The sequence below is a fragment of the Rhizobium sp. WW22 genome, assembly GCF_047041135.1.
GTDB lineage: Bacteria > Pseudomonadota > Alphaproteobacteria > Rhizobiales > Rhizobiaceae > Rhizobium.
On the sequence record NZ_CP178198.1, the window covers coordinates 2,914,773 to 2,935,319 of the forward strand.

The following is a 20,547-nucleotide window of genomic DNA, read 5'->3' on the forward strand; positions in this document are numbered from 1 at the left end:
GCGCACCCCCTCAACCGCCGAGCGCGTCCTCGAGGAACGCCGCAAGCTGCGACAGATGCTTGGACATCAGGCCCGTCGCCGGGGAGGCGGCGGCCGGACGGCCGGTGTAGCGAACGCGCTGGTACTTGGCATCGATATGGGCAAGCACCCATTCCAGATAGGGATCGATGAAGGACCATGCGCCCATGTTCTTCGGCTCTTCCTGGCACCAGACCATTTCCGCATTGCGGAAGCGGCTGAGCTCGTTGATGAGCGCCTTGGCCGGGAACGGATAGAGCTGTTCGATACGCAGCAGGTAGATATCGTCGATGCCGCGCTTCTCGCGCTCTTCCAGCAGATCGTAGTAGACCTTGCCCGAGCAGATGACGACGCGACGGATCTTGTTATCCTTCTGCAGCTTGATCGGGCCATCCTTGATCACTTCCGCATCGTCCCACAGCAGGCGGTGGAAGGAGCTTTCGCCCGCCATTTCCGCAAGCGTCGACACGGCACGCTTGTGGCGCAGCAGCGACTTCGGCGTCATCAGGATCAGCGGCTTGCGGAAGTCGCGCTTCAGCTGCCGGCGCAGGATATGGAAGTAGTTCGCCGGCGTCGTGACGTTGGCGACCTGCATGTTGTCTTCGGCGCAGAGCTGCAGATAGCGTTCCAGGCGAGCCGAAGAGTGTTCCGGACCCTGGCCTTCATAGCCATGCGGCAGCAGGCAAACGAGACCGGACATGCGCAGCCACTTGCGTTCGCCCGACGAGATGAACTGGTCGAAAATGACCTGCGCGCCGTTGCGAAATCGCCGAACTGGGCTTCCCAGAGGGTCAGCGCGTTCGGACGGGCAAGCGAGTAGCCATATTCGAAGCCGAGAACCGCTTCTTCCGAGAGCATCGAGTTGATGACTTCGTAGCGGGCCTGCGTCGGCGAGAGATTGGCGAGCGGAATGTAGCGCTCTTCGGTCTCCTGATCGTAGAGAACCGAATGACGCTGCGAGAAGGTACCGCGTTCGCAATCCTGACCGGACAGGCGGATCTTGTGGCCTTCGACGACGAGCGAACCGAATGCCAGGGCTTCCGCCATGGCCCAGTCGATGCCCTCGCCCGTCTGCACCATGTTGGCGCGGTTTTCCATGAAGCGCTGGATGGTGCGGTGCGCGTGGAAGCCAGCCGGGATTTCCGACAGCTTGCGGCCGATTTCCTTCAGCGACTTCATCGGCACGGCGGTCTTGCCGCGGCGCTGCTCGTCGGCATTGTCGGCCGTGTGCAGGCCGGACCACTCGCCGTCGAGCCAGTCGGCCTTGTTCGGCTTGTAGGATTGGCCGGCCTCGAATTCCTGCTCGAGATGGGCACGCCAGTCGGCTTTCATCTTCTCGACTTCGCCTTCGGTCAGCACGCCTTCGCTGATGAGCCGCTGCGAGTAGAGCTGCAGCACCGTCTTATGGGCGCGGATGACCTTGTACATGTTCGGCTGCGTGAAGGACGGCTCATCGCCTTCATTGTGGCCATAACGGCGATAGCAGAACATGTCGACCACAACAGGCTTGTGGAACTTCATGCGGAATTCAGTCGCAATCTTCGCGGCATAGACGACCGCTTCCGGATCATCGCCGTTGACGTGGAAGATCGGCGCTTCGATCATCTTGGCGACGTCGGACGGATAGGGCGACGAGCGCGAGAAGGCCGGATTGGTGGTGAAACCGATCTGGTTGTTGATGATGACGTGCATCGTGCCGGCAACACGATGGCCGCGCAAACCGGAGAGACCGAGGATTTCAGCAACGACACCCTGCCCGGCGAAAGCCGCGTCACCATGGATGAGCAGCGGCACGACCTTGGCACGCTCGGATAGCGGGATGATGTCGCCGTCCCACTGGGTGGCGCCCATGTCCTGCTTGGCGCGGGCCTTGCCCATGACGACCGGGTTGACGATTTCGAGGTGCGACGGGTTTGCCGTCAGCGACACGTGTACCTTGGCGCCATCGAAATCACGGTCCGAGGACGCGCCGAGATGGTACTTCACGTCGCCCGAACCTTCGACTTCGTCCGGCGCATAGGAGCCGCCCTTGAACTCGTGGAATATGGCGCGATGCGGCTTGCCCATGACCTGGGACAGCACGTTCAGGCGACCGCGGTGCGCCATGCCGAATACGGCTTCGCGAAGACCGAGCTGGCTGCCGCTCTTGAGGATCTGCTCGAGCGCGGGGATCAGCGATTCACCGCCGTCGAGGCCGAAACGCTTGGTGCCCTTGAACTTGACGTCGAGGAACTGCTCGTAGCCTTCGGCTTCGATGATCTTCTGCAGGATGGCCTTCTTGCGCTCCGGATTGAACGCAATGCCCTTGTCCGGCCCTTCGATGCGCTCCTGAATCCATGCTTTTTCCTCCGGATTGGAGATGTGCATGAACTCGACGCCGAGGGTTGAGCAATAGGTGCGCTCGAGGATCTCGATCATCTCGCGAATGGTTGCGAATTCGAGGCCGAGCACGTTGTCGATAAAGATCTTGCGGTCGAAGTCGGCCTCGGTGAAACCGTAGGCTTCCGGCGACAGCTCCTTGTAATCTTCGACCGGAGCGGCGATGCCGAGCGGATCCAGCTTGGCGTGCAAATGGCCGCGCATGCGATAGGCGCGGATCATCATGATGGCGCGAACGCTGTCGCGCGTCGCCTGCAGCACGTCGGTTGCGCTCGCCGGCGTACCGGCGGTTTCCGCCTTCGCCTTCAGCTTGGTTTCGATGACCTTTTCGACAACGCCCCAGTCGCCATCGAGCGCGGAAACCAGATCGCCCTTTGCCGGGATCGGCCAGTTCCTGCGCTGCCAGGAGGCGCCCTTGGCCGCCTTCTTCACATCGTCGGGGCTATCCTCGAGCGCCTTGAAGAACGACCGCCACTCGTCGGATACCGATGAAGGATCGTCCTCATAGCGCGCGTAGAGCTGCTCGATATAGGCAGCATTGGCGCCATCCAGGAACGAGGTGATCTGAAATTGCTCGTTGGCTTCTTGCCTTGCCATGGTGAATCTGCGGGCGCTCTCGCCCGTCTCCCAACTTGTTTGCATTGCCGGTTTTCGGGCCCCCGGCGACCGTATTTCGTTCACAGCCATGAAGGCCGCAGTATGCACTTGCGAATGTCGAAACCGGACGGGACAAGGCGACTGCCGCCCCGTCCGGCCTTGCTATAGGTAGGCTCAGCCCTTCAGGACTTCCACCAGCGTCTTGCCGAGACGCGCCGGCGATGGCGACACGCGGATGCCTGCCGCTTCCATCGCTGCGATCTTGTCTTCCGCGCCGCCCTTGCCGCCGGAAATCACGGCGCCGGCATGGCCCATCGTGCGGCCGGGAGGTGCCGTGCGGCCGGCGATGAAACCGACCATCGGCTTCTTGCGGCCCTTTTTGGCTTCGTCCTTTAGGAACTGCGCGGCTTCTTCTTCAGCCGAACCGCCGATTTCGCCGATCATGATGATCGACTTGGTTTCGTCGTCGGCGAGGAACATTTCCAGGATGTCGATGAATTCGGTGCCCTTGACCGGGTCGCCGCCGATGCCGACAGCCGTGGTCTGGCCGAGACCTTCATTGGTAGTCTGGAACACGGCTTCGTAGGTGAGCGTGCCTGAACGCGAGAGAACGCCGACCGAGCCCTTCTTGAAGATGGAGCCCGGCATGATGCCGATCTTGCATTCGTTCGGGGTCAGGACGCCCGGGCAGTTCGGTCCGATCAGGCGCGACTTCGACTTGATCAGGCGGTCCTTGACCTTGACCATGTCGGCAACCGGGATGCCTTCCGTGATGCAGACGATCAGCGGGATCTCGGCTTCGATCGCTTCGAGGATCGCAGCCGCAGCGCCTGCCGGCGGTACGTAGATGACCGAGGCATTGGCGCCGGTCGCGTCCTTGCCTTCGGCGACGGACTTGAAGATCGGCAGCTTTTCGCCGTCCTTGCCGGTCCAGGTTTCACCGCCCTTGGAAGGGTGGATACCGCCGACCATCTTCGTGCCGTGATAGGCAAGCGCCTGTTCGGTGTGGAAGGTACCGGTCTTGCCGGTCAGGCCCTGAACCAGAACCTTGGTGTCTTTGTTGATGAGAATAGACATGCGAGGCCTTTGTTACGAGAGGTTGGAAGACGCGGAGGCAACGCGGCGATATAAGCCGCTGACGACCTCCTGCCATGTATCGCTGCCGGCGGGCGAGAACGTGACGCCCATGCGGTAGCAGTCTTCATTTTCGAACTGGAAGAGAGTGCGTTGCTGACCGCGCGGCGAGACTTTGGTCAGGACAAGCTTGTCGTCGATCCACTCGCCGGAAGCCGGCGCTGCGGGCACGAAACCCACCGTATCGAACTGATAGAGCTTATATGACTGGTCAGCAGCGTCGAAGCCGAGAATGTTCCGGGCTTCGAACGACGTGCTGCCGTCCCGCGTCTGCACGTAGCGCTGTTCGACGAAAAATCCGCCGAACAGACACTCAGCCGTGAGGCGCGCGGTTGCCGTGCCTTCCTTCGTCCAGGCCGAAGCCGCGACATGCTCTTCCCCTTCCCAGGTGCCGGCAAAGGCACCGAGGCGGAGATGAGCAGCCGTTGGAGCGAAGGAAGCAGCCATCCCGATCAGCCCTTGACTGCCTTCACGATCTTCTGGGCGGCATCGTCCAGGTCATCTGCTGAGATGACGTTGAGACCGGATTCGTTGATGATCTTCTTGCCGAGCTCGACATTCGTGCCTTCGAGGCGAACGACGAGCGGAACCTTCAGACCGACTTCCTTGACGGCGGCGAGCACGCCTTCGGCAATGACGTCGCACTTCATGATGCCGCCGAAGATGTTGACCAGAATGCCCTGGACAGCCGGATCGGCAGTGATGATCTTGAAGGCGGCCGTGACCTTTTCCTTGGTGGCGCCACCGCCGACATCGAGGAAGTTCGCCGGCTCGGCGCCGTAAAGCTTGATGATGTCCATGGTTGCCATGGCAAGACCGGCGCCGTTGACCATGCAGCCAATGTTGCCGTCGAGGGCGACATAGGCGAGATCATATTCGTGTGCCTGGATTTCCTTCTCGTCTTCTTCGGACGTGTCGCGCAGCGCGCGGACATCTTCATGACGGAAGAGAGCGTTGCCGTCGAAGGAAACCTTGGCGTCGAGAACGCGCAGGCGGCCGTTGGTCATGACGATCAGCGGGTTGACTTCGAGGAGCGCCATATCCTTCTCGACGAAGGCCTTGTAGAGGATCGGGAAGAGCTTGGCGGCATCTTCGCGGGCGGCACCCTCGAGCTTCAGCGCGTCGGAAAGAGCAGCCGTATTGGCAGCCGTCACGCCCGTCGACGGGTCGATGGCGACGGTGATGATCTTTTCCGGCGTGTCGTGCGCAACGGTCTCGATGTCCATGCCGCCTTCGGTCGAAACGACGAAAGCGACCTGACCGACGGAGCGGTCGACCAGGATCGAGAGGTAGAGTTCGCGGTCGATGTCGGCGCCGTCTTCGATGTAGAGGCGATTGACCTGCTTGCCGGCCGGGCCGGTCTGCTTAGTCACCAGCGTGTTGCCGAGCATGTCCTTGGCGTTGGCGACGACGTCGTCAACGGACTTGGCGAGACGAACGCCGCCCTTGGCGTCGGGGCCGAGTTCCTTGAACTTGCCCTTGCCGCGGCCGCCAGCATGGATCTGGCTCTTGACGACGTAGAGCGGGCCTGGGAGCTGCTTGGCAGCGGCAGCGGCTTCATCGGCGGAGAAGATGGCAACGCCGTCCGCGACGGGTGCACCATAGCTCTTCAACAGCGCCTTGGCCTGGTATTCGTGAATGTTCATGGGTCTATCCCTGTTGGAACGGCTAGATTATTTCAGCGACGGCGCGATCGTGGCGCAGGCTTCGCAAAGACCCGCAACAGCTGCGACCGACTTGTCGAAGGCTTCCTTTTCGGCCTTGTTCAGGTCGATCTCGATCACGCGCTCGATGCCGCCGGCACCGATGACGGTGGGAACGCCGACATACATGTCCTTGACGCCGTACTGGCCGTCGAGATGAGCGGCGCAGGGCAGGACGCGCTTCTTGTCTTTGAGGTAGGATTCGGCCATCGCGATGGCGGAAGCAGCCGGGGCGTAATAGGCAGAGCCGGTCTTGAGCAGGCCGACGATCTCGGCGCCGCCGTCACGGGTGCGCTGGATGATTTCCTCGAGGCGCTCGGCAGTGAGCCAGCCCATGGTAACGAGGTCGGTTAGCGGGATGCCGGCAACGGTGGAGTAGCGGGCAAGCGGCACCATCGAGTCGCCGTGGCCGCCGAGAACGAAAGCCGTGACGTCTTCGACCGATACATTGAATTCCTTGGCGAGGAACAGGCGGAAGCGCGAGCTATCGAGCACGCCGGCCATGCCGACGACCTTGTTGGTCGGCAGGCCCGAGAACTTCTGCAGCGCCCAGACCATGGCGTCGAGCGGATTGGTGATGCAGATCACGAAAGCGTTCGGAGCATACTTCTTGATGCCGGCGCCGACCTGTTCCATGACCTTGAGGTTGATGCCGAGAAGATCGTCGCGGCTCATGCCCGGCTTGCGGGGAACGCCAGCGGTGACGATGCAGACGTCAGCGCCTTCGATCGCAGAATAGTCGCTGGCGCCGGTGAGGTTGGCGTCGAAGCCTTCGACGGGAGAGGACTGGGCAATATCGAGGCCCTTGCCCTGAGGAATGCCGTCCGCGATGTCGAACAGGACGATGTCGCCCAGTTCCTTCAGGCCGGCGAGATGCGCCAGCGTGCCACCAATCATGCCAGAACCAATAAGTGCGATCTTGTTGCGCGCCATTTCGGTGTATCCTTTGCGATCAAAATCCGTGGCGGGACACCTGCAAGGCATCCACCTATGCCGCCACTCGCATAGACCCAAAGGCCGAAATTGGCAATTGATTATTTTGAGATCAGGAATTTCAATCGGTTAGATCGAAAAATTCTTACGTAAACGTAAGTCAATCCGTCACCGATTTGTTACTCGGCGGCGCGCCTTGCCGGAGTCTGGGCGAGATATTCGGCGCTGCGCATCTCGAAAAGCCGGGATGCGGTCCGGTCGAATTCGAAGCCTTCGGTGCCCCGGCGCTCCTCGAGCAGATCTTCCGGCATCGCGGCTGCGGAGACGTAAAGCCGAATATTATGATCGTAGAGCGTATCGATCAAAATGATAAAACGCTTCGTTTGGTTCCGCTTGTCCGGACCAAGCTTCGGCACGTGATCGAGAAAGATCGTATCGAAACGCTCGGCGATGGCGAGAAAATCGGCGGGCCCGAGCGGCGCGTCGCAAAGATCGGCGAAGGAAAAACGCGCCATGCGATCGACGGCGAGCGGGACATGGATGGAGCGCCCCTTCATCGGGATCTCCGTCGGCTGTGCCTTGCGTCCATGCAGCCCCTGCATCCAGGAGGCGTCCATCGCCATGTCGGTGCGCTGGTCAAGCGGAGTGAGATAGACCGGCTGGCTGTTCAGCTTCTCCATGCGGTAATCGGTCGGCGAATCCAGCGTCACGATATCGACATGCTTCTTCAAGAGATCGATGAAGGGCAGGAAAAGGCCACGATTGAGCCCGTCACGATAGAGATTGTCCGGCTCGACATTCGAGGTGGCGATCAGCACGCAGCCGAGCGAAAACAGCTCGGAAAACAGCCGCGAGAGGATCATCGCGTCGGCAATATCAGTGACCGTGAATTCATCGAAGCACAGCAATTCGGCTTCGGCGTAGAGATCGGCGGCAACTGGCGGTATGGGGTCGCTCTGCTTTGTCTCGCCGTTCTTGAATTTCAGCCGCTGCGCCGCAATCCGGTTGTGCACATCGTTCATGAACTCGAAAAAATGCGCCCGGCGCTTTTTCGGGCAGGGCGCCATTGCGAAGAACATGTCCATCAACATGGTCTTGCCGCGGCCGACGCTGCCGTGAATATAGAGGCCCTTGATCGTCTCGGCCGATTTCTTGCGCGCGGCAAACATCCACCCCAGCGCGCTGGACTTTGCCGCGGGCCGTTTCCGCTTGAGATCGGCAAGCACGCGGTCCAGCTTTTTTGCCACATCCATCTGCGCCGAATCCACCTGAAGGGATCCGGACGCCGTCAGCGCCTTCAGCTGTTCGCAGACGCTGATCGAGTAATCTGGCATGGGCTGCATGGGGAAATATCCGCCTGTGCAAATGGGGCGCATCCAGAGGATGCCACCCCTTTCAAATAAGCTTATCGGCTGAGGCTGAGCGGTTGACCGGAGGCGGTCGAACCGTCAAAGCGCGAAGCGGCAGTCTTGTAGACCGTACCGATCGTCGAGCCGTCACGATTCTTCAACAGGACCTGCTTGCCGGAAACCTCCCACGACCCCATCGAGGTCAGCTCGCCAGCGCAACCACGCGTGCCACCACGCGAGCCGCTGCCGAGGTTCGTCAGCGTCAGGAACATGTCGCAGCTCGATCCGCCGTTGCTGACCTTCCAGCTGCCGACCATCGATTCCTTCGTGACATCCATGGCGGACGCCGCCATCGCCTGCTGCTGTGCTGGATTGGCTGCATTCGGCGCGCTCGCAGGAGCGGCCGGGAACTGCGAACCGTTGCCGGCGCCTGCGGGCGGAAGCTGGCTGGATTGTACGGAAGGAACAGGCTGGGCCTGCAGTGGCGGCGGAGAAGAATAACTGTCGTTGTTGTATGCCGTGCGCTGGCAACCGGCAAGCGACAGACCAATCGCCGCAGCCGTCACTGCATATCTAAACTGCATCATCACACTCCTAAATGATTGTCCACCGCTGACATCTGCAAAGTGATATTTAATGATGTCCGAATTATCGTATTTCACTTTGGTTAATCAAGTCGATACCGCTACAAATTGTCGTAGGCGATAGCTGAACAAGAATCGGGTGGTTTCAAGGCGTCGCCCGCCGAACCTCATCTCGATAGAAGCGGTCGGCAAATTCCTGCATGCTTTTGTCGCGTGCTTGCTCTTCCTGGAACACGCCTGAGAAGTTGGAATAGCGTACGAGCGAGGCTGATAAAAACGCCGTGATGGGCGATGGCGGCACGCCTTCTCCCATTTCACGCGTCTCTTTCTTGACTGCCACCAATTGCATAATGCTGGTCCGAATGTCTTCGGCGATATCGATATCCGCCAAACATTCGAGCATGTTCATCGGCGGCAACTTGGCAAAGTCCGTTTGCCGCATCCATTCCAGCGCTATCGCCGGACGGATGGAATAGAGCAGCTTCTTCAGACGGATGGGCGCAGCCTCATCATCGGGCTGATGCTGCTTCATAAGCCCAATATAGTGCCGAGCAACCTTCTCCGGCACCATGATCACATCAAGCAAAGTACCGAGACGGCTACGAAAGCCGGCCTCCTCCTCATAGACGATCGGCGACTTCAACCATTCGACGAGGACAGCGTTACCCTTGAGCGCCAGCAGGAGAGCCTTACGCAGGTCCCACCCACCGGTATCAATATCACCGACGATCGGAAATTCGATGACATCGCGATGCGGGAACAAGGTCAGATGATGTCGCTTCGGCCTGACATAGACGAAGCGGCAATCGTAATCGCTGTCAGGCGAGGGAAAACCCCATGCACGGCTGCCGCTTTCGATGGCAAAGCCGATCCGAATACCCTCGGCCTTGACCGAAGCAAGCCGTGAACGAATTTCGGCCACAGCCTCCGGCGCAAAGTCTTCCATCGTCATGCAAACATCATCCTCGTCGCCCGAAGCCGGCGAATGGGTGACGGCGGGTCAGACCCGCCGCTCGACCATCATCTTCTTGATTTCGGCGATCGCCTTGGCCGGGTTCAGACCCTTCGGGCAGGTCTGGGCGCAGTTCATGATCGTGTGGCAGCGATAGAGGCGGAACGGATCCTCGAGATTGTCGAGACGCTCGCCCTTGGCTTCGTCTCTGGAATCGATCAGCCAACGATAGGCCTGCAGCAGAACGGCCGGACCGAGGTAACGGTCGCCGTTCCACCAATAGCTCGGACAGGAGGTCGAGCAGCAGGCGCACAGGATGCACTCGTAAAGGCCATCGAGCTTCAGGCGGTCCTCATGGCTCTGCTTCCATTCCTTGGCGGGCGGCGGCGATACCGTCTTCAGCCAGGGTTCGATCGAGCGATGCTGTGCGTAAAAGTTCGTCAGATCCGGCACGAGGTCCTTGACGACGGGCATGTGCGGCAGCGGATAGACCTTCACCGTGCCCTTGATCTCGTCCAGACCCTTGGTGCAGGCGAGCGTGTTGGTGCCGTCGATGTTCATCGCGCAGGAGCCGCAAATGCCTTCGCGGCAGGAGCGGCGCAATGTCAGCGTCGGGTCGATGTTGTTCTTGATGTAGAGCAGACCATCGAGCACCATCGGGCCGCAATCGTCGACATCGATATAGTAGGTATCGATGCTCGGGTTCTGGCCGTCATCGGGGCTCCAGCGATAGACGCGGAATTCGCGCGTGTTCTTGGCACCGACCGGCTTCGGCCAGACCTTGCCTTCGCGCATCTGAGAGTTCTTGGGGAGAGCGAGTTCAACCATGGTCAGTTCCTCTCAGATCAGTACACGCGTGCCTTCGGCTCGATCTTGTGCGGATCGATGCCTTCGGCGATCAGGTCGGTGTGAACCGGACGATAGTCGAGCTTCACGTCGCCTGCCTCGTTAACCCAGGCAAGCGTATGCTTGCGCCAGTTTTCGTCGTCGCGGCCGGCGAACTTGCCCTCGGTATAGTCTTCGCGAGCATGCGAGCCGCGGCTTTCCTTGCGGGCCTCGGCGCCGTAGATCGTCGTAATGGCGTTGGCCATCAGATTGTGCAGTTCCAGCGTCTCGACGAGGTCGGAATTCCAGATCAGCGAACGGTCGGTGACCTTGATGTCGGCCATTTCACCCCAGATTTCCGAAAGACGGCGGCAGCCGGATTCCAGCGATTCCTGGGTGCGGAACACGGCCGCATCTTCCTGCATGGCGCGCTGCATCTTTTCGCGCAGCGCTGCCGTCGGCGTCGAGCCGCTGGCATGGCGCAGGCGATCGAAGCGCTCCATGATCTTGTCGCAGGCCGCAACGTTGACCGGAGGAACCGGGCCGACGCGGTCGATGACCTGGCCGGCGCGGATGGCGGCGGCGCGGCCGAAGACCACAAGGTCGATCAGTGAGTTCGAGCCGAGGCGATTGGCACCATGCACCGACGCGCAGCCGGCTTCGCCGACGGCCATCAGGCCCGGCAGCACGCGCTCGGGATTGTTGCTGTCAGCATTCAGCACCTCACCCCAATAGTTCGTGGGAATCCCGCCCATGTTGTAGTGAACGGTCGGCAGGACGGGGATCGGGTCACGGGTCACATCGACGCCGGCGAAGATGCGGGCACTTTCGGAAATGCCCGGGAGGCGCTCATGCAGCACGGCCGGATCAAGGTGGTCGAGATGCAGGAAGATGTGATCCTTGTTCTTGCCGACGCCGCGACCCTCACGGATCTCAAGCGTCATGCAGCGCGAAACGACGTCACGCGAGGCAAGGTCCTTCGCCGAAGGAGCATAGCGCTCCATGAAGCGCTCGCCCTCGGAATTGACCAGATAGCCGCCTTCGCCGCGCGCACCTTCGGTGATGAGGCAGCCCGAACCGTAGATGCCGGTCGGATGGAACTGCACGAACTCCATATCCTGCAGCGGCAGGCCGGCGCGAGCCACCATACCGCCGCCGTCGCCGGTGCAGGTATGGGCAGACGTGGCCGAGAAATAGGCGCGGCCGTAGCCGCCGGTCGCCAGCACCACCATCTTGGCGGCGAAGCGATGGATCGTGCCGTCATCCAGGCACCAGGCGACAACGCCGGTGCAGCGGCTGCCATCGTCGGACATGATAAGGTCGAGCGCGAAATACTCGATGAAGAATTCGGCGTTATTGCGCAGCGACTGGCCGTAGAGCGTGTGCAGGATGGCGTGGCCCGTACGGTCGGCGGCGGCACAGGTGCGCTGCACCGGCGGTCCCTCGCCGAAATTCTGCATGTGGCCGCCGAACGGGCGCTGGTAGATCTTGCCTTCTTCATTGCGCGAGAAGGGCACGCCGTAATGCTCAAGCTCGTAAACGGCCTTCGGCGCTTCCATGACCATATACTGCATGGCGTCGACGTCGCCGAGCCAGTCGGAGCCCTTGACGGTATCGTAGAGGTGCCACTGCCAGCTGTCCGGCGTCATGTTCTGCAGTGAGGCGGCAATGCCGCCCTGCGCCGCGACGGTATGCGAGCGCGTCGGGAAGACCTTGGTGATGCAGGCGGTGCGGAAACCCTGTTCGGCCATGCCGAGCGTGGCGCGCAGGCCGGCGCCGCCGGCGCCGACGACGATCACATCATAGGAGTGATCGATGTATTTATAGGCTTTCCCGTTCTGGGCAGCCCCATTCTGAGCAGATGAGTTCGGTGCCATGATGCAATTATCCTACGAACGCGATCTTCAGAATGGCGAAGAGACAGAGCCCCGCCACGACGACCGCGAAGAACGTGTTGAGCATGAGAAGAACGATCTTGCCGAATTCGCCGTGGACATAGTCCTCGATGATGACCTGCATGCCGAGCTTCATGTGAATGACGCCGGAGATCACCATCAGGCCGAAGATCACGGCAACGATCGGGTTCGAGATCGCGTGCACGACTTCCGCATAGGGCGCGCCGGCATAGATGATCAGGAAGATGACGAAGAAGAGAAAGAGGGGAACGTTGGCAACGGCGGTCAGGCGCTGGCGCCAGAAATGATCCGTGCCTTCCTTGGCGGAACCGAGACCGCGGACTTTGCCCAGAGGAGTGCGCATATCCATGAGAAATATCCTTTAAAGCATGATCCCGAAAGGCGCCTGAGCGCCTCCGGGAGCGATCATGCCAATCAACCCAGGCGGATGGCGATGCCGATGATCCAGACCAGCGCGGTCAGACAGATCGAGGCGATGAGCGTGAACTTGGCCATCTTCGTCGAGACGGCGGGATCGAAACCATGTCCGAGATCCCACACGAAGTGGCGCAGGCCGCCGATCAAATGGTGCAGCAGAGCCCACGTGTAGCCGAACAGGATGATGCGGCCGATGATCGTGCCCATGATCCAGTTGACCAGATCGAAATAGCCCTGACCGGTCGCCGCGGCGATCAGCCACCAGGCGACCAGCAGCGTGCCGAAATAGAGCGCGCCCCCGGTGATGCGGTGGAGGATCGACATAACCATGGTGGGAATGGGTTTGTAGATTTGCAGATGCGGCGACAGAGGCCGGTTTTGTGTGACGTTCGCCATCAGAACCTCGCGGCGTTACGATACGCTTAGAACCCGGTTATCCGGGGCAACGCGCGCGCAGAGACGTGCAGTGTGCGTTGCATCATTGCGACCAATAATCACAGAGACGCCCATCCACAAGCACAATTGATGCCTGCATCGAATTTAATCGATTCGGATCGAGCTGCACTTTAGCGAGCATGCAATGACGGGCTTCCCATTCCGGGCCGTTTACCATTTCGGCAACCCTGACGTGGACTTCGCGCGGCTCTTGAGGCAATCTGCCGTTAAGATTTCATTAACCGATCGAAGCGAGTCGAATCATGAAGCCGCATCTTTTCAAGGCAGCAGCGCTCGTTTTGGCGGCAGCCACCCTTTCCTTCGCCCCGGCATCGGCGGGCGACTACCGCCACTGGCATCATCACGATCGCTCCGGCCTTGTACGCCTGAACCAGATATCGAAGCCCCAGGGTCGCGAGCAGCAACCTGCCCGGATCGTCATCATGGAACGGCGTGACGCCGCAAACGCCGGCAGCTATGCCGGCTCGGCCGATGTCTATCGGGCTGATGGCGGCACCTATGTTATCGGCTATGGCGGCTACAATCCCTATGCTCCACCTGCCACAGTGCAGTTGAGGCCGAAGGTGAAGGTCATCGATGTCCGCTATGCCGGCAATCCCTGCTCGTATGAAGCAGGCGTCTGCGTCATCAGGCACTGACCTTTCTCAATCGGCGAGAAATCGCCAGACCGTCGTCTTCTTGATCTCGCTGTCCTCGAGCGCCCGCGTCACCGGCACTTGATAGGTGGCCTGCACTTCCAGGCGATCCTTCGGAAGATAGGCCCTGCCGGGATCGCCGACGAGAACCGTCCTCCCCTCGCCCGCCAAGCGTCTTAGCCAGGGAACGAGACTCGCGGCAAAATCGCGATCATAGAAGACATCGCCGGCAAGAATGACGCCCGCATCCACGGCCTGCCCGATAATGTCATCGCTAGAGAAATCGACGGTGACGCCATTTTCAACGGCATTGAGCCGGATCGCCGTGCCCTGGATCGATATCGACGGCAAGCACAAGAGCCGCGCCCGCACGCTTCGCCGCAATCGCGACGAGCCCGGAGCCGGTGGCAAAATCCAGCACGGTTTTGCCGGCGACGATCTCCGGATGATCGAGGATATAGCGCGCCAGACCCTGCCCGCCCGCCCAGGCAAAGGCCCAGAACGGCGGCGGCAGGCCGATCTCTTCCAGCTCTTCTTCCGTCTTCAACCACAATTCATGCGCCTCGCTTGCCAGGTGCAGCCGGATTTCCGGCACATGCGGCGACGCCATGAGGCTGGTATTGGCACGGATGAAGCTTTCCGGATCGGTTTTCAATGAATCTCCCACCTACCGAACAAGGCCGGATCAGACCGGCGGATTGTCCAGACCGCCCATGCGGCAGACTTCGAGCCATTCATCATCCGTCACCGGCTGCACCGAAAGCCGCATGGAGGTGACGAGCGCCATCTGCGAAAGCTTCGGATTGGCCTTGATGTCCTTGAGGGTCACCGGATTCGGCATATCGCGAACGGCGCGGATGTCGACACATTCCCAGCGCGGATCGTCCTTGGCGGTCGAATCCGGATGCGCCAGCGCGCAGACCTCGACGATGCCGACGACCTCCAGCCCGTCATTGGAGTGATAGAAGAAACCCTTGTCGCCGATCTGCATGGCCCGCATGTTGTTGCGGGCGAGATAGTTGCGCACGCCGGTCCATTCCGTTCCCTTTTCGCCGGCATCCTTCTGCTGCTGCCAGGACCAGGAGGACGGCTCGGATTTATAAAGCCAGTGCGCCATCTCTCATGCCTCCGGATTGTTGAAGACCCAGTTGAACGGCTTGATCTCAACGCTCTCGAACAGACCGGCCTTCGTATAGGGATCGGCATCGGCAATCGCCTTGGCAGCCTCGGCGTTCTCGGCCTTGACGACAACGAGACTACCGTTCGGCTTGCCGTCCGCATCCAGGAACGGACCGGCCATCTTCAACGTGCCTTCAGCATTGAGCTTGTTCAGATGCTCCAGATGCGCCGGGCGCGTCTCCATGCGAACATTCAGGTGACCGGGCTTGTCTTTGCAGACAAAGGCGAAAAGCATTGTTTGGCTCCTTCAGATATCCAGAAATTATTCCCCAGAAACTATTCCGTGGTGATCGGCCGCGTCATCAGTTGTCCGATGGCCGTTGCTATGTCGAGCTTGCCGTCGATGATGGCGGACACCGCGTCGGTGATCGGCATGTCGACGCCGAGTTTGTGGGCGAGCCGCGCGGCGATGGAGGCGGCATAGGCGCCCTCGACCAGCGTGCCATGCGTTGGATCAACGGTCTCTCCCTGCCCAAGCGCGATACCGAACCTGAGATTACGGGATTGATGGCTGGTCGCCGTCAGCACGAGGTCGCCAAGACCCGATAGGCCGCGCACGGTTTCGGCCTTGCCCCCCTTGGCTGCAACGAAGCGCGACATCTCGGCAAGACCACGGCTGATCAGCGCCGCACGTGCGGAATCGCCTATACCCCGGCCCTCGACGATGCCGCAGGCAATCGCGAGAACATTCTTCAAGGCGCCGCCGAGCTGCACGCCGATGCGGTCATCCGAGGCGTAGAGGCGAAACGTCGGGCCGGAAATCGCCTGGGCTAGCCTTTCGGCGACAGTCATGTCGGCGGCGGCGATCGCCATGGCCGTCGGCAGTCCCTTGGCAATGTCGGCGGCAAAGCCCGGGCCTGAGAGCACAGCGATCGCATGCTGCGGCAACTCCCGCTCCAGCATATCGGTCAGCAGATCGCCGGAGACCTTGTCGATACCTTTCGCGCACGTAACGACGACCGCATCCTTGGCGAGATAAGGGCCATAATGACGGGCAGCATCGGCCTGCGCCTGTGAGGGCATGGCAAAAAGAACGATGCCGGCATTGGAAATTGCATCCGGCACGGCCGAAAACTGCAGCGAATCCGGAAGGTCGATGCCGGGCAGGACGGCATCATGCATGCGGTCGGCGGCAAGGTCAGTCATCAGCCCTGCGTTGCGTCCGACGAGCACCACATCGGCGCGACCGGTCAGCGCGATGACGGCGGCAAGCGCCGTGCCGAAAGCCCCGGCGCCGATGACTGCGATCCGCTCATTGCCGCTCATGCTTTCGCTCCTCGTTTGCCATGTCCGAGCAGAGTTTCCGCCTTCTGATCCAACGGCCAGCGCGAGCGCGGCTGCACATCGAGATCGTCAGGTGCGGCCCCCGTCGCCATGCGTTCCAGTCCAGCCCAGGCGATCATGACGGCATTATCCGTACACAATCTCAATGGCGGCGCGATGAAGCGGAAACCATTGGCGTCGCAAAGCTCCTGCAGCGTGCGGCGCAGCTCGAGATTGGCGGCAACGCCTCCGGCCACCACAAGCGACGGCTTTTCCTCAGTCTTCGGAAACTCCGTCTTGAAGCGCTGCAGGCCGCGGCCGATACGATCCTTCAGCGTGCGCGAGATCGCCTTCTGGAAGGAGGCGCAGATATCGGCGATATCCTGCTGCGTAACAGGCGCAATCGCCATCGCCGCCTGTCGTACCGCCGTTTTCAGGCCGGAAAAGGAAAAATCGAGGCGCGTTTCGCCGACCAGCGGTCGCGGCAGATCGAAGCGGTCCGGATCGCCGTTTTTGGCGGCTGCCTCCACAGCAGGGCCGCCGGGATAGGGCAGTCCCAGAAGCTTGGCCGTCTTGTCGAAGGCTTCGCCGAGCGCATCGTCGATAGTGGTGCCCCAGCGCTCATATTGGCCGACGCCGCGCACCAGGATCAGCTGGGTGTGGCCGCCGGAAACGAGCAGCATGAGGTAAGGAAAGGCAAGACCGTCCGTCAGTCGCGCCGTCAGGGCATGGCCTTCCAGATGGTTGATGGCGTATAGTGGCTTGCCGGTGGCACGCGAAATTGCCTTGCCTGTCATCAGGCCGACGAGCAACCCGCCGATAAGGCCCGGTCCGGATGTAGCGGCAATGGCATCGACGTCCGAGAGCGACACATTGGCGCGTTTCAATGCCTCGTCGATCAGCGTATCGAGCGCTTCGACGTGTGCCCGCGCAGCAATTTCCGGCACGACGCCGCCATAGGCGCTGTGCTCGTCCAGCTGGCTGAGGACGACATCGGAACAGACAGTGGGCGTGCCGTCATCCCGGCGCTCGACAATGGCTGCAGCGGTTTCGTCGCAGCTTGTTTCGATGCCGAGAATACGAAGAACGGATGTCATGGAGAAAGTTCGTTGCCTACAGGTCGATTGCGATAAAGCGGAAATATGGTTACGGGAACTGTCGGTAACAACGGATCAAAGCGGATGCAAACAAAACCTTTCCGGATCGGCACGCGCGGCAGCCCGCTGGCGCTCGCCCAGGCGCGAGAAGCACGCGACCGCCTGATGGCGGCCCATGGCCTTCCGGAGGAGATGTTCGAAATCGTCGTTCTCACCACCAAGGGCGACCGCATCACCGACCGCTCGCTCGCGGCAATCGGCGGCAAGGGCCTGTTCACGGAAGAACTGGAAGAGAAGCTGACCTCAGGCGAACTCGACTTCGCCGTGCATTCGGCCAAGGATATGGCGACGAAGCTGCCCCAGGGCCTGGCGCTCACAACTTATCTGCCGCGCGAGGACATTCGCGATTCGGTCATCGGCCGCACCGCGCCGAAACTGATCGAGCTGCCGCATGGCGCCACCGTCGGCTCGGCGTCGCTCCGCCGCCAGGCGCTGATCCGTCGCCTGCGCCCTGATATCAACGTCATTACCTTCCGCGGTTCGGTTCAGACCCGCCTGCGCAAGCTGGAAGAGGGGCAAGCCGACGCCACCTTGCTGGCGCTTGCAGGCCTGAAGCGGCTTGGCATGGTCGAGGTCATCACCGACATTCTCGATCCGGATGAATTCCCTCCGGCGCCCGCGCAAGGCGCCATAGCGATCGAAAGCCGCATCGATGACGCGCGGATGAACGATCTGCTCGCTGCCGTCAATGATGCGCCGACTTTCGACGCGGTATCCTGCGAACGCGCTTTCCTGGCAGCACTCGATGGGTCCTGCCGCACGCCGATAGCCGGCTACGCAATTTGCGAAGGCGATCATCTGCGTTTCTTCGGCATGATCCTCACCCCGGATGGCCGCCAAGTGCACACGACGACCATCGAAGGCCACCGGCGCGATGCCGAGGCGCTGGGGATCAATGCCGGTCAGGCGATCCGCGCCGAGGCCGGCAGCACCTTCTTCGAAGACTGGACCTGACAAAGGATGCGCGTCGTCGTCACCCGCCCTCGGCATTCGGGTGAACGCACCATGCGACGGCTGACGCAAATGGGGCACGAACCCCTGCTGCTGCCGCTGGCCGAACCCGTCCATCATGTCGAGGACGCAAGACGAGCGCTCCTGACCGCGCAGGGCGCCGTCGCCGTCACCAGCGCCGAGGCGATCCGGGCGCTTTCGCTACTAGGTTCCGATCTTACCCCTCATCTTGGTCGTCGCCTCTTTGCCGTCGGAAAGGCGACGGCCAAAGAAGCGGCGGATCTCGGATTCAGCGATATCGCCATATCCGAAGGCGGCGGCACAGAGCTTGCCGCCATGATCGCCAGCCATCCTTCAGGCCTAAACGACGGCGCGCTACTCTATCTCGCAGGCTTTCCGCGCGCGGCCGGTTTCGAAGCCGGGTTGGCAGAACGGCACGTGCCTTTCCTGATCGTTGAATGCTACCGAATGCAGGATATCATCCCCGACGACGTCACTCTTCGCCGGTTTTTTTCCGACGCTCGCGCGGATGCCGTGCTGCTTTATTCCCACGAAACCGCCAGGCGCTTTTTCAGCCTTTCATTCGTCGGCCACAACATGGAGCTTTTTGCCGAAACGCGGTTTCTTTGTTTGAGCAAAGCCGTGGCGGGTGCGGTTCCGGAGACGCTGCAATCCCATGTCGATATCGCCGATATGCCGAATGAAGACCGACTTCTGGCGCTTCTGATCCCGGCGTAAGGCCGCAATTTTGATGTAAGGCCTTTTCATAATCGCCTTGTCTGTCTAACTTCGTTGCAGCGCATGAAAAGAGGACCTCATGGTATCGCGAAAAACGCCTAACCATTCGAAGCCCAACGACGAACCGGTCACGATCGATCTGGAAGCCGAAAAGACTGCGCAGGACGCAGCTCCCGAAGATTTGACCGAGCGCAGCCATGGCGAGCTTGGCGGCTCCTCCGCCAATGAAGTGGAAATGCCGCTCGAGGCGGAGAAGGAGCTGCTTCGCGAGGACCCCCACGAGCCGGCCGCAACGGCTGCGGTCGAAGAGCCGCAGGCAGCGGAACACCAGGCCGAGCCGGCGCCCTCTCGCGCCGAAACCCCGCCTTATGTCGAACGCCCGCAGCCACGCGAGGGATCGACCTCCGGCCTTATCGCGGCGGGCATCGGCGGCGGCTTGATTGCGCTCGTCGGCGCCGGCGCCTTGCAATATGCGGGCGTGCTGCCCGGCGGCCGTGCCGGCAAGGACAATTCCGCTGCTATTACCGCCTTGAATGCCGAGATCGACGGCCTCAAGCAGAGCGTCGCCAAGCTAGCCGCAGTGCCCGCAGCCAAGCCGGACGAGACGCTTGCGGCCCGCGTCGCCGCACTCGAGACGAATGCAGCCAATGGCGCCTCGGCCGGAGGATCGAGCGCGACAAATGCCGCTTCCGATCAGAAGATCGCTTCGCTCACCAGCGAGGTTGAGCAGCTGAAAACGGATCTCAGCAAGGCGACCCAGACGCAGGCTACCTCCGATGCCGAAGTCAGCAAGCGCCTTGACGATGCCGAAAAGAAGCTGAGCGGACCGAGCCAGGAGAGCGCTGTCGCCCGCGCCATCGCGGCGGCGGCGTTGAAGGCGGCTATCGACCGCGGCGGCCCCTTCCAGCCTGAGCTCGACACCTTCGCCAATGTCGCGCCGGACGATCCGGCCGTCGCCGATCTCAAGAACTTCGCCCAAACAGGCGTTCCCTCCCGCGCCGACCTGATCCGCCAGGTTTCGAATGTCGCAACGGCAATCGTCGCAACGGCGCAGACCGATGATCCGAACCAGAGCTGGAGCAGCCGCCTGGTATCCGGCGCCAAGTCGCTGGTGCAGGTCCGCCCCGTCGGCAATGTCCCTGGCGACAGCATCGATGCCATCGCCGCCCGCTTCGAGGACAAGGTCAGGAATGGCGACCTTCCAGGCGCCGTGACCGAGTGGAACAGCCTGCCCGATGCCGCGAAATCCGCATCGGCCGCCTTCAAGCAATCGCTCGAGGCCCGCATCCGCGTCGAGGATCTGGTAAGCGATGCCTTGTCGAAGGCGATCGCCAATACCGGGAAACAGAATTAAGGACGGA

At 61.2% G+C, this 20,547-nt stretch carries 20 protein-coding genes and 2 pseudogenes; 4 read left to right on the top strand and 18 right to left on the bottom strand.

The window, feature by feature from the left end; genetic code table 11:
* Nucleotides 1-10: 10 nt before the first annotated feature.
* From ACK83U_RS14305 to sdhC, 13 genes and pseudogenes are all read right to left on the bottom strand, one after another.
* On the bottom strand, nt 11-523 hold the full coding sequence (locus ACK83U_RS14305) for a hypothetical protein (RefSeq protein WP_412474855.1): 513 nt from the start codon (nt 521-523) through the stop codon (nt 11-13).
* A gap of 36 nt (nt 524-559) precedes the next feature.
* Nucleotides 560-3,084 (bottom strand): annotated as a pseudogene (locus ACK83U_RS14310) (2-oxoglutarate dehydrogenase E1 component); the annotation flags it as partial.
* A gap of 84 nt (nt 3,085-3,168) precedes the next feature.
* Nucleotides 3,169-4,071, bottom strand: coding sequence for a succinate--CoA ligase subunit alpha (gene sucD / locus ACK83U_RS14315; protein ID WP_068388874.1), 903 nt, complete (start codon nt 4,069-4,071; stop codon nt 3,169-3,171).
* Nucleotides 4,072-4,083: 12 nt separating this feature from the next.
* Nucleotides 4,084-4,575 (bottom strand): DUF1579 family protein, encoded by a 492-nt coding sequence (locus ACK83U_RS14320; RefSeq protein ID WP_112607817.1) that lies wholly within the window; start codon nt 4,573-4,575, stop codon nt 4,084-4,086.
* A 5-nt stretch (nt 4,576-4,580) separates the two neighbouring features.
* Nucleotides 4,581-5,774, bottom strand: a complete 1,194-nt coding sequence (sucC, locus tag ACK83U_RS14325; protein WP_112400497.1) for an ADP-forming succinate--CoA ligase subunit beta — start codon at nt 5,772-5,774, stop codon at nt 4,581-4,583.
* 27 nt (nt 5,775-5,801) lie between these two features.
* On the bottom strand, nt 5,802-6,764 hold the full coding sequence (gene mdh / locus ACK83U_RS14330) for a malate dehydrogenase (RefSeq protein WP_015341411.1): 963 nt from the start codon (nt 6,762-6,764) through the stop codon (nt 5,802-5,804).
* 179 nt (nt 6,765-6,943) lie between these two features.
* Nucleotides 6,944-8,107: a cell division protein ZapE gene (gene zapE, locus ACK83U_RS14335; protein WP_112607819.1), complete on the bottom strand. Its 1,164-nt coding sequence runs from the start codon at nt 8,105-8,107 to the stop codon at nt 6,944-6,946.
* A gap of 62 nt (nt 8,108-8,169) precedes the next feature.
* A complete protein-coding gene (locus ACK83U_RS14340) occupies nt 8,170-8,697 on the bottom strand; it encodes a protease inhibitor Inh/omp19 family protein (protein WP_015341413.1) in 528 nt (175 codons plus the stop codon).
* A gap of 145 nt (nt 8,698-8,842) precedes the next feature.
* Nucleotides 8,843-9,649 (bottom strand): DNA polymerase beta superfamily protein, encoded by an 807-nt coding sequence (locus ACK83U_RS14345; RefSeq protein ID WP_112607821.1) that lies wholly within the window; start codon nt 9,647-9,649, stop codon nt 8,843-8,845.
* A 48-nt stretch (nt 9,650-9,697) separates the two neighbouring features.
* Entirely contained in the window at nt 9,698-10,477 is a 780-nt protein-coding gene (locus ACK83U_RS14350) for a succinate dehydrogenase iron-sulfur subunit (RefSeq protein WP_112607823.1), read from the bottom strand.
* A 17-nt stretch (nt 10,478-10,494) separates the two neighbouring features.
* Entirely contained in the window at nt 10,495-12,351 is a 1,857-nt protein-coding gene (gene sdhA, locus ACK83U_RS14355) for a succinate dehydrogenase flavoprotein subunit (protein ID WP_112607825.1), read from the bottom strand.
* Between the two features lie 7 nt (nt 12,352-12,358).
* Entirely contained in the window at nt 12,359-12,739 is a 381-nt protein-coding gene (gene sdhD / locus ACK83U_RS14360; protein ID WP_112336360.1) for a succinate dehydrogenase, hydrophobic membrane anchor protein, read from the bottom strand.
* Between the two features lie 65 nt (nt 12,740-12,804).
* Nucleotides 12,805-13,203, bottom strand: a complete 399-nt coding sequence (gene sdhC, locus ACK83U_RS14365; protein WP_112607827.1) for a succinate dehydrogenase, cytochrome b556 subunit — start codon at nt 13,201-13,203, stop codon at nt 12,805-12,807.
* A gap of 302 nt (nt 13,204-13,505) precedes the next feature.
* Here sdhC and ACK83U_RS14370 point away from each other — a divergent pair, with 302 nt between their 5' ends.
* Nucleotides 13,506-13,901, top strand: coding sequence for a hypothetical protein (locus tag ACK83U_RS14370; RefSeq protein ID WP_112607829.1), 396 nt, complete (start codon nt 13,506-13,508; stop codon nt 13,899-13,901).
* A gap of 6 nt (nt 13,902-13,907) precedes the next feature.
* Here the strand turns inward: ACK83U_RS14370 and ACK83U_RS14375 are convergent.
* The 5 genes and pseudogenes from ACK83U_RS14375 to tsaD form a co-directional block, all read right to left on the bottom strand.
* A pseudogene (locus ACK83U_RS14375) lies at nt 13,908-14,553 on the bottom strand (class I SAM-dependent methyltransferase).
* A gap of 30 nt (nt 14,554-14,583) precedes the next feature.
* Entirely contained in the window at nt 14,584-15,015 is a 432-nt protein-coding gene (locus ACK83U_RS14380; protein ID WP_075853666.1) for an EVE domain-containing protein, read from the bottom strand.
* Nucleotides 15,016-15,018: 3 nt separating this feature from the next.
* Entirely contained in the window at nt 15,019-15,312 is a 294-nt protein-coding gene (locus tag ACK83U_RS14385) for a YciI-like protein (protein WP_112607831.1), read from the bottom strand.
* Nucleotides 15,313-15,353: 41 nt separating this feature from the next.
* Nucleotides 15,354-16,343 carry an NAD(P)H-dependent glycerol-3-phosphate dehydrogenase gene (locus tag ACK83U_RS14390; protein WP_112607833.1) on the bottom strand — a complete coding sequence of 330 codons (990 nt, stop codon included), beginning with the start codon at nt 16,341-16,343 and terminating at the stop codon, nt 15,354-15,356.
* Complete coding sequence (gene tsaD, locus ACK83U_RS14395) at nt 16,340-17,437, bottom strand: tRNA (adenosine(37)-N6)-threonylcarbamoyltransferase complex transferase subunit TsaD (protein WP_112607835.1); 1,098 nt, start codon at nt 17,435-17,437, stop codon at nt 16,340-16,342. Before tsaD ends, ACK83U_RS14390 begins: the two co-directional genes overlap by 4 nt.
* An 84-nt stretch (nt 17,438-17,521) precedes the next feature.
* Here tsaD and hemC point away from each other — a divergent pair, with 84 nt between their 5' ends.
* The 3 genes from hemC to ACK83U_RS14410 all read left to right on the top strand — a co-directional run bounded on the left by hemC (nt 17,522) and on the right by ACK83U_RS14410 (nt 20,540).
* On the top strand, nt 17,522-18,451 hold the full coding sequence (gene hemC / locus ACK83U_RS14400) for a hydroxymethylbilane synthase (protein ID WP_112607837.1): 930 nt from the start codon (nt 17,522-17,524) through the stop codon (nt 18,449-18,451).
* Between the two features lie 6 nt (nt 18,452-18,457).
* Complete coding sequence (locus ACK83U_RS14405; RefSeq protein WP_112607839.1) at nt 18,458-19,186, top strand: uroporphyrinogen-III synthase; 729 nt, start codon at nt 18,458-18,460, stop codon at nt 19,184-19,186.
* Between the two features lie 79 nt (nt 19,187-19,265).
* Nucleotides 19,266-20,540, top strand: coding sequence for a COG4223 family protein (locus tag ACK83U_RS14410; RefSeq protein ID WP_412474651.1), 1,275 nt, complete (start codon nt 19,266-19,268; stop codon nt 20,538-20,540).
* Nucleotides 20,541-20,547: the final 7 nt, after the last annotated feature.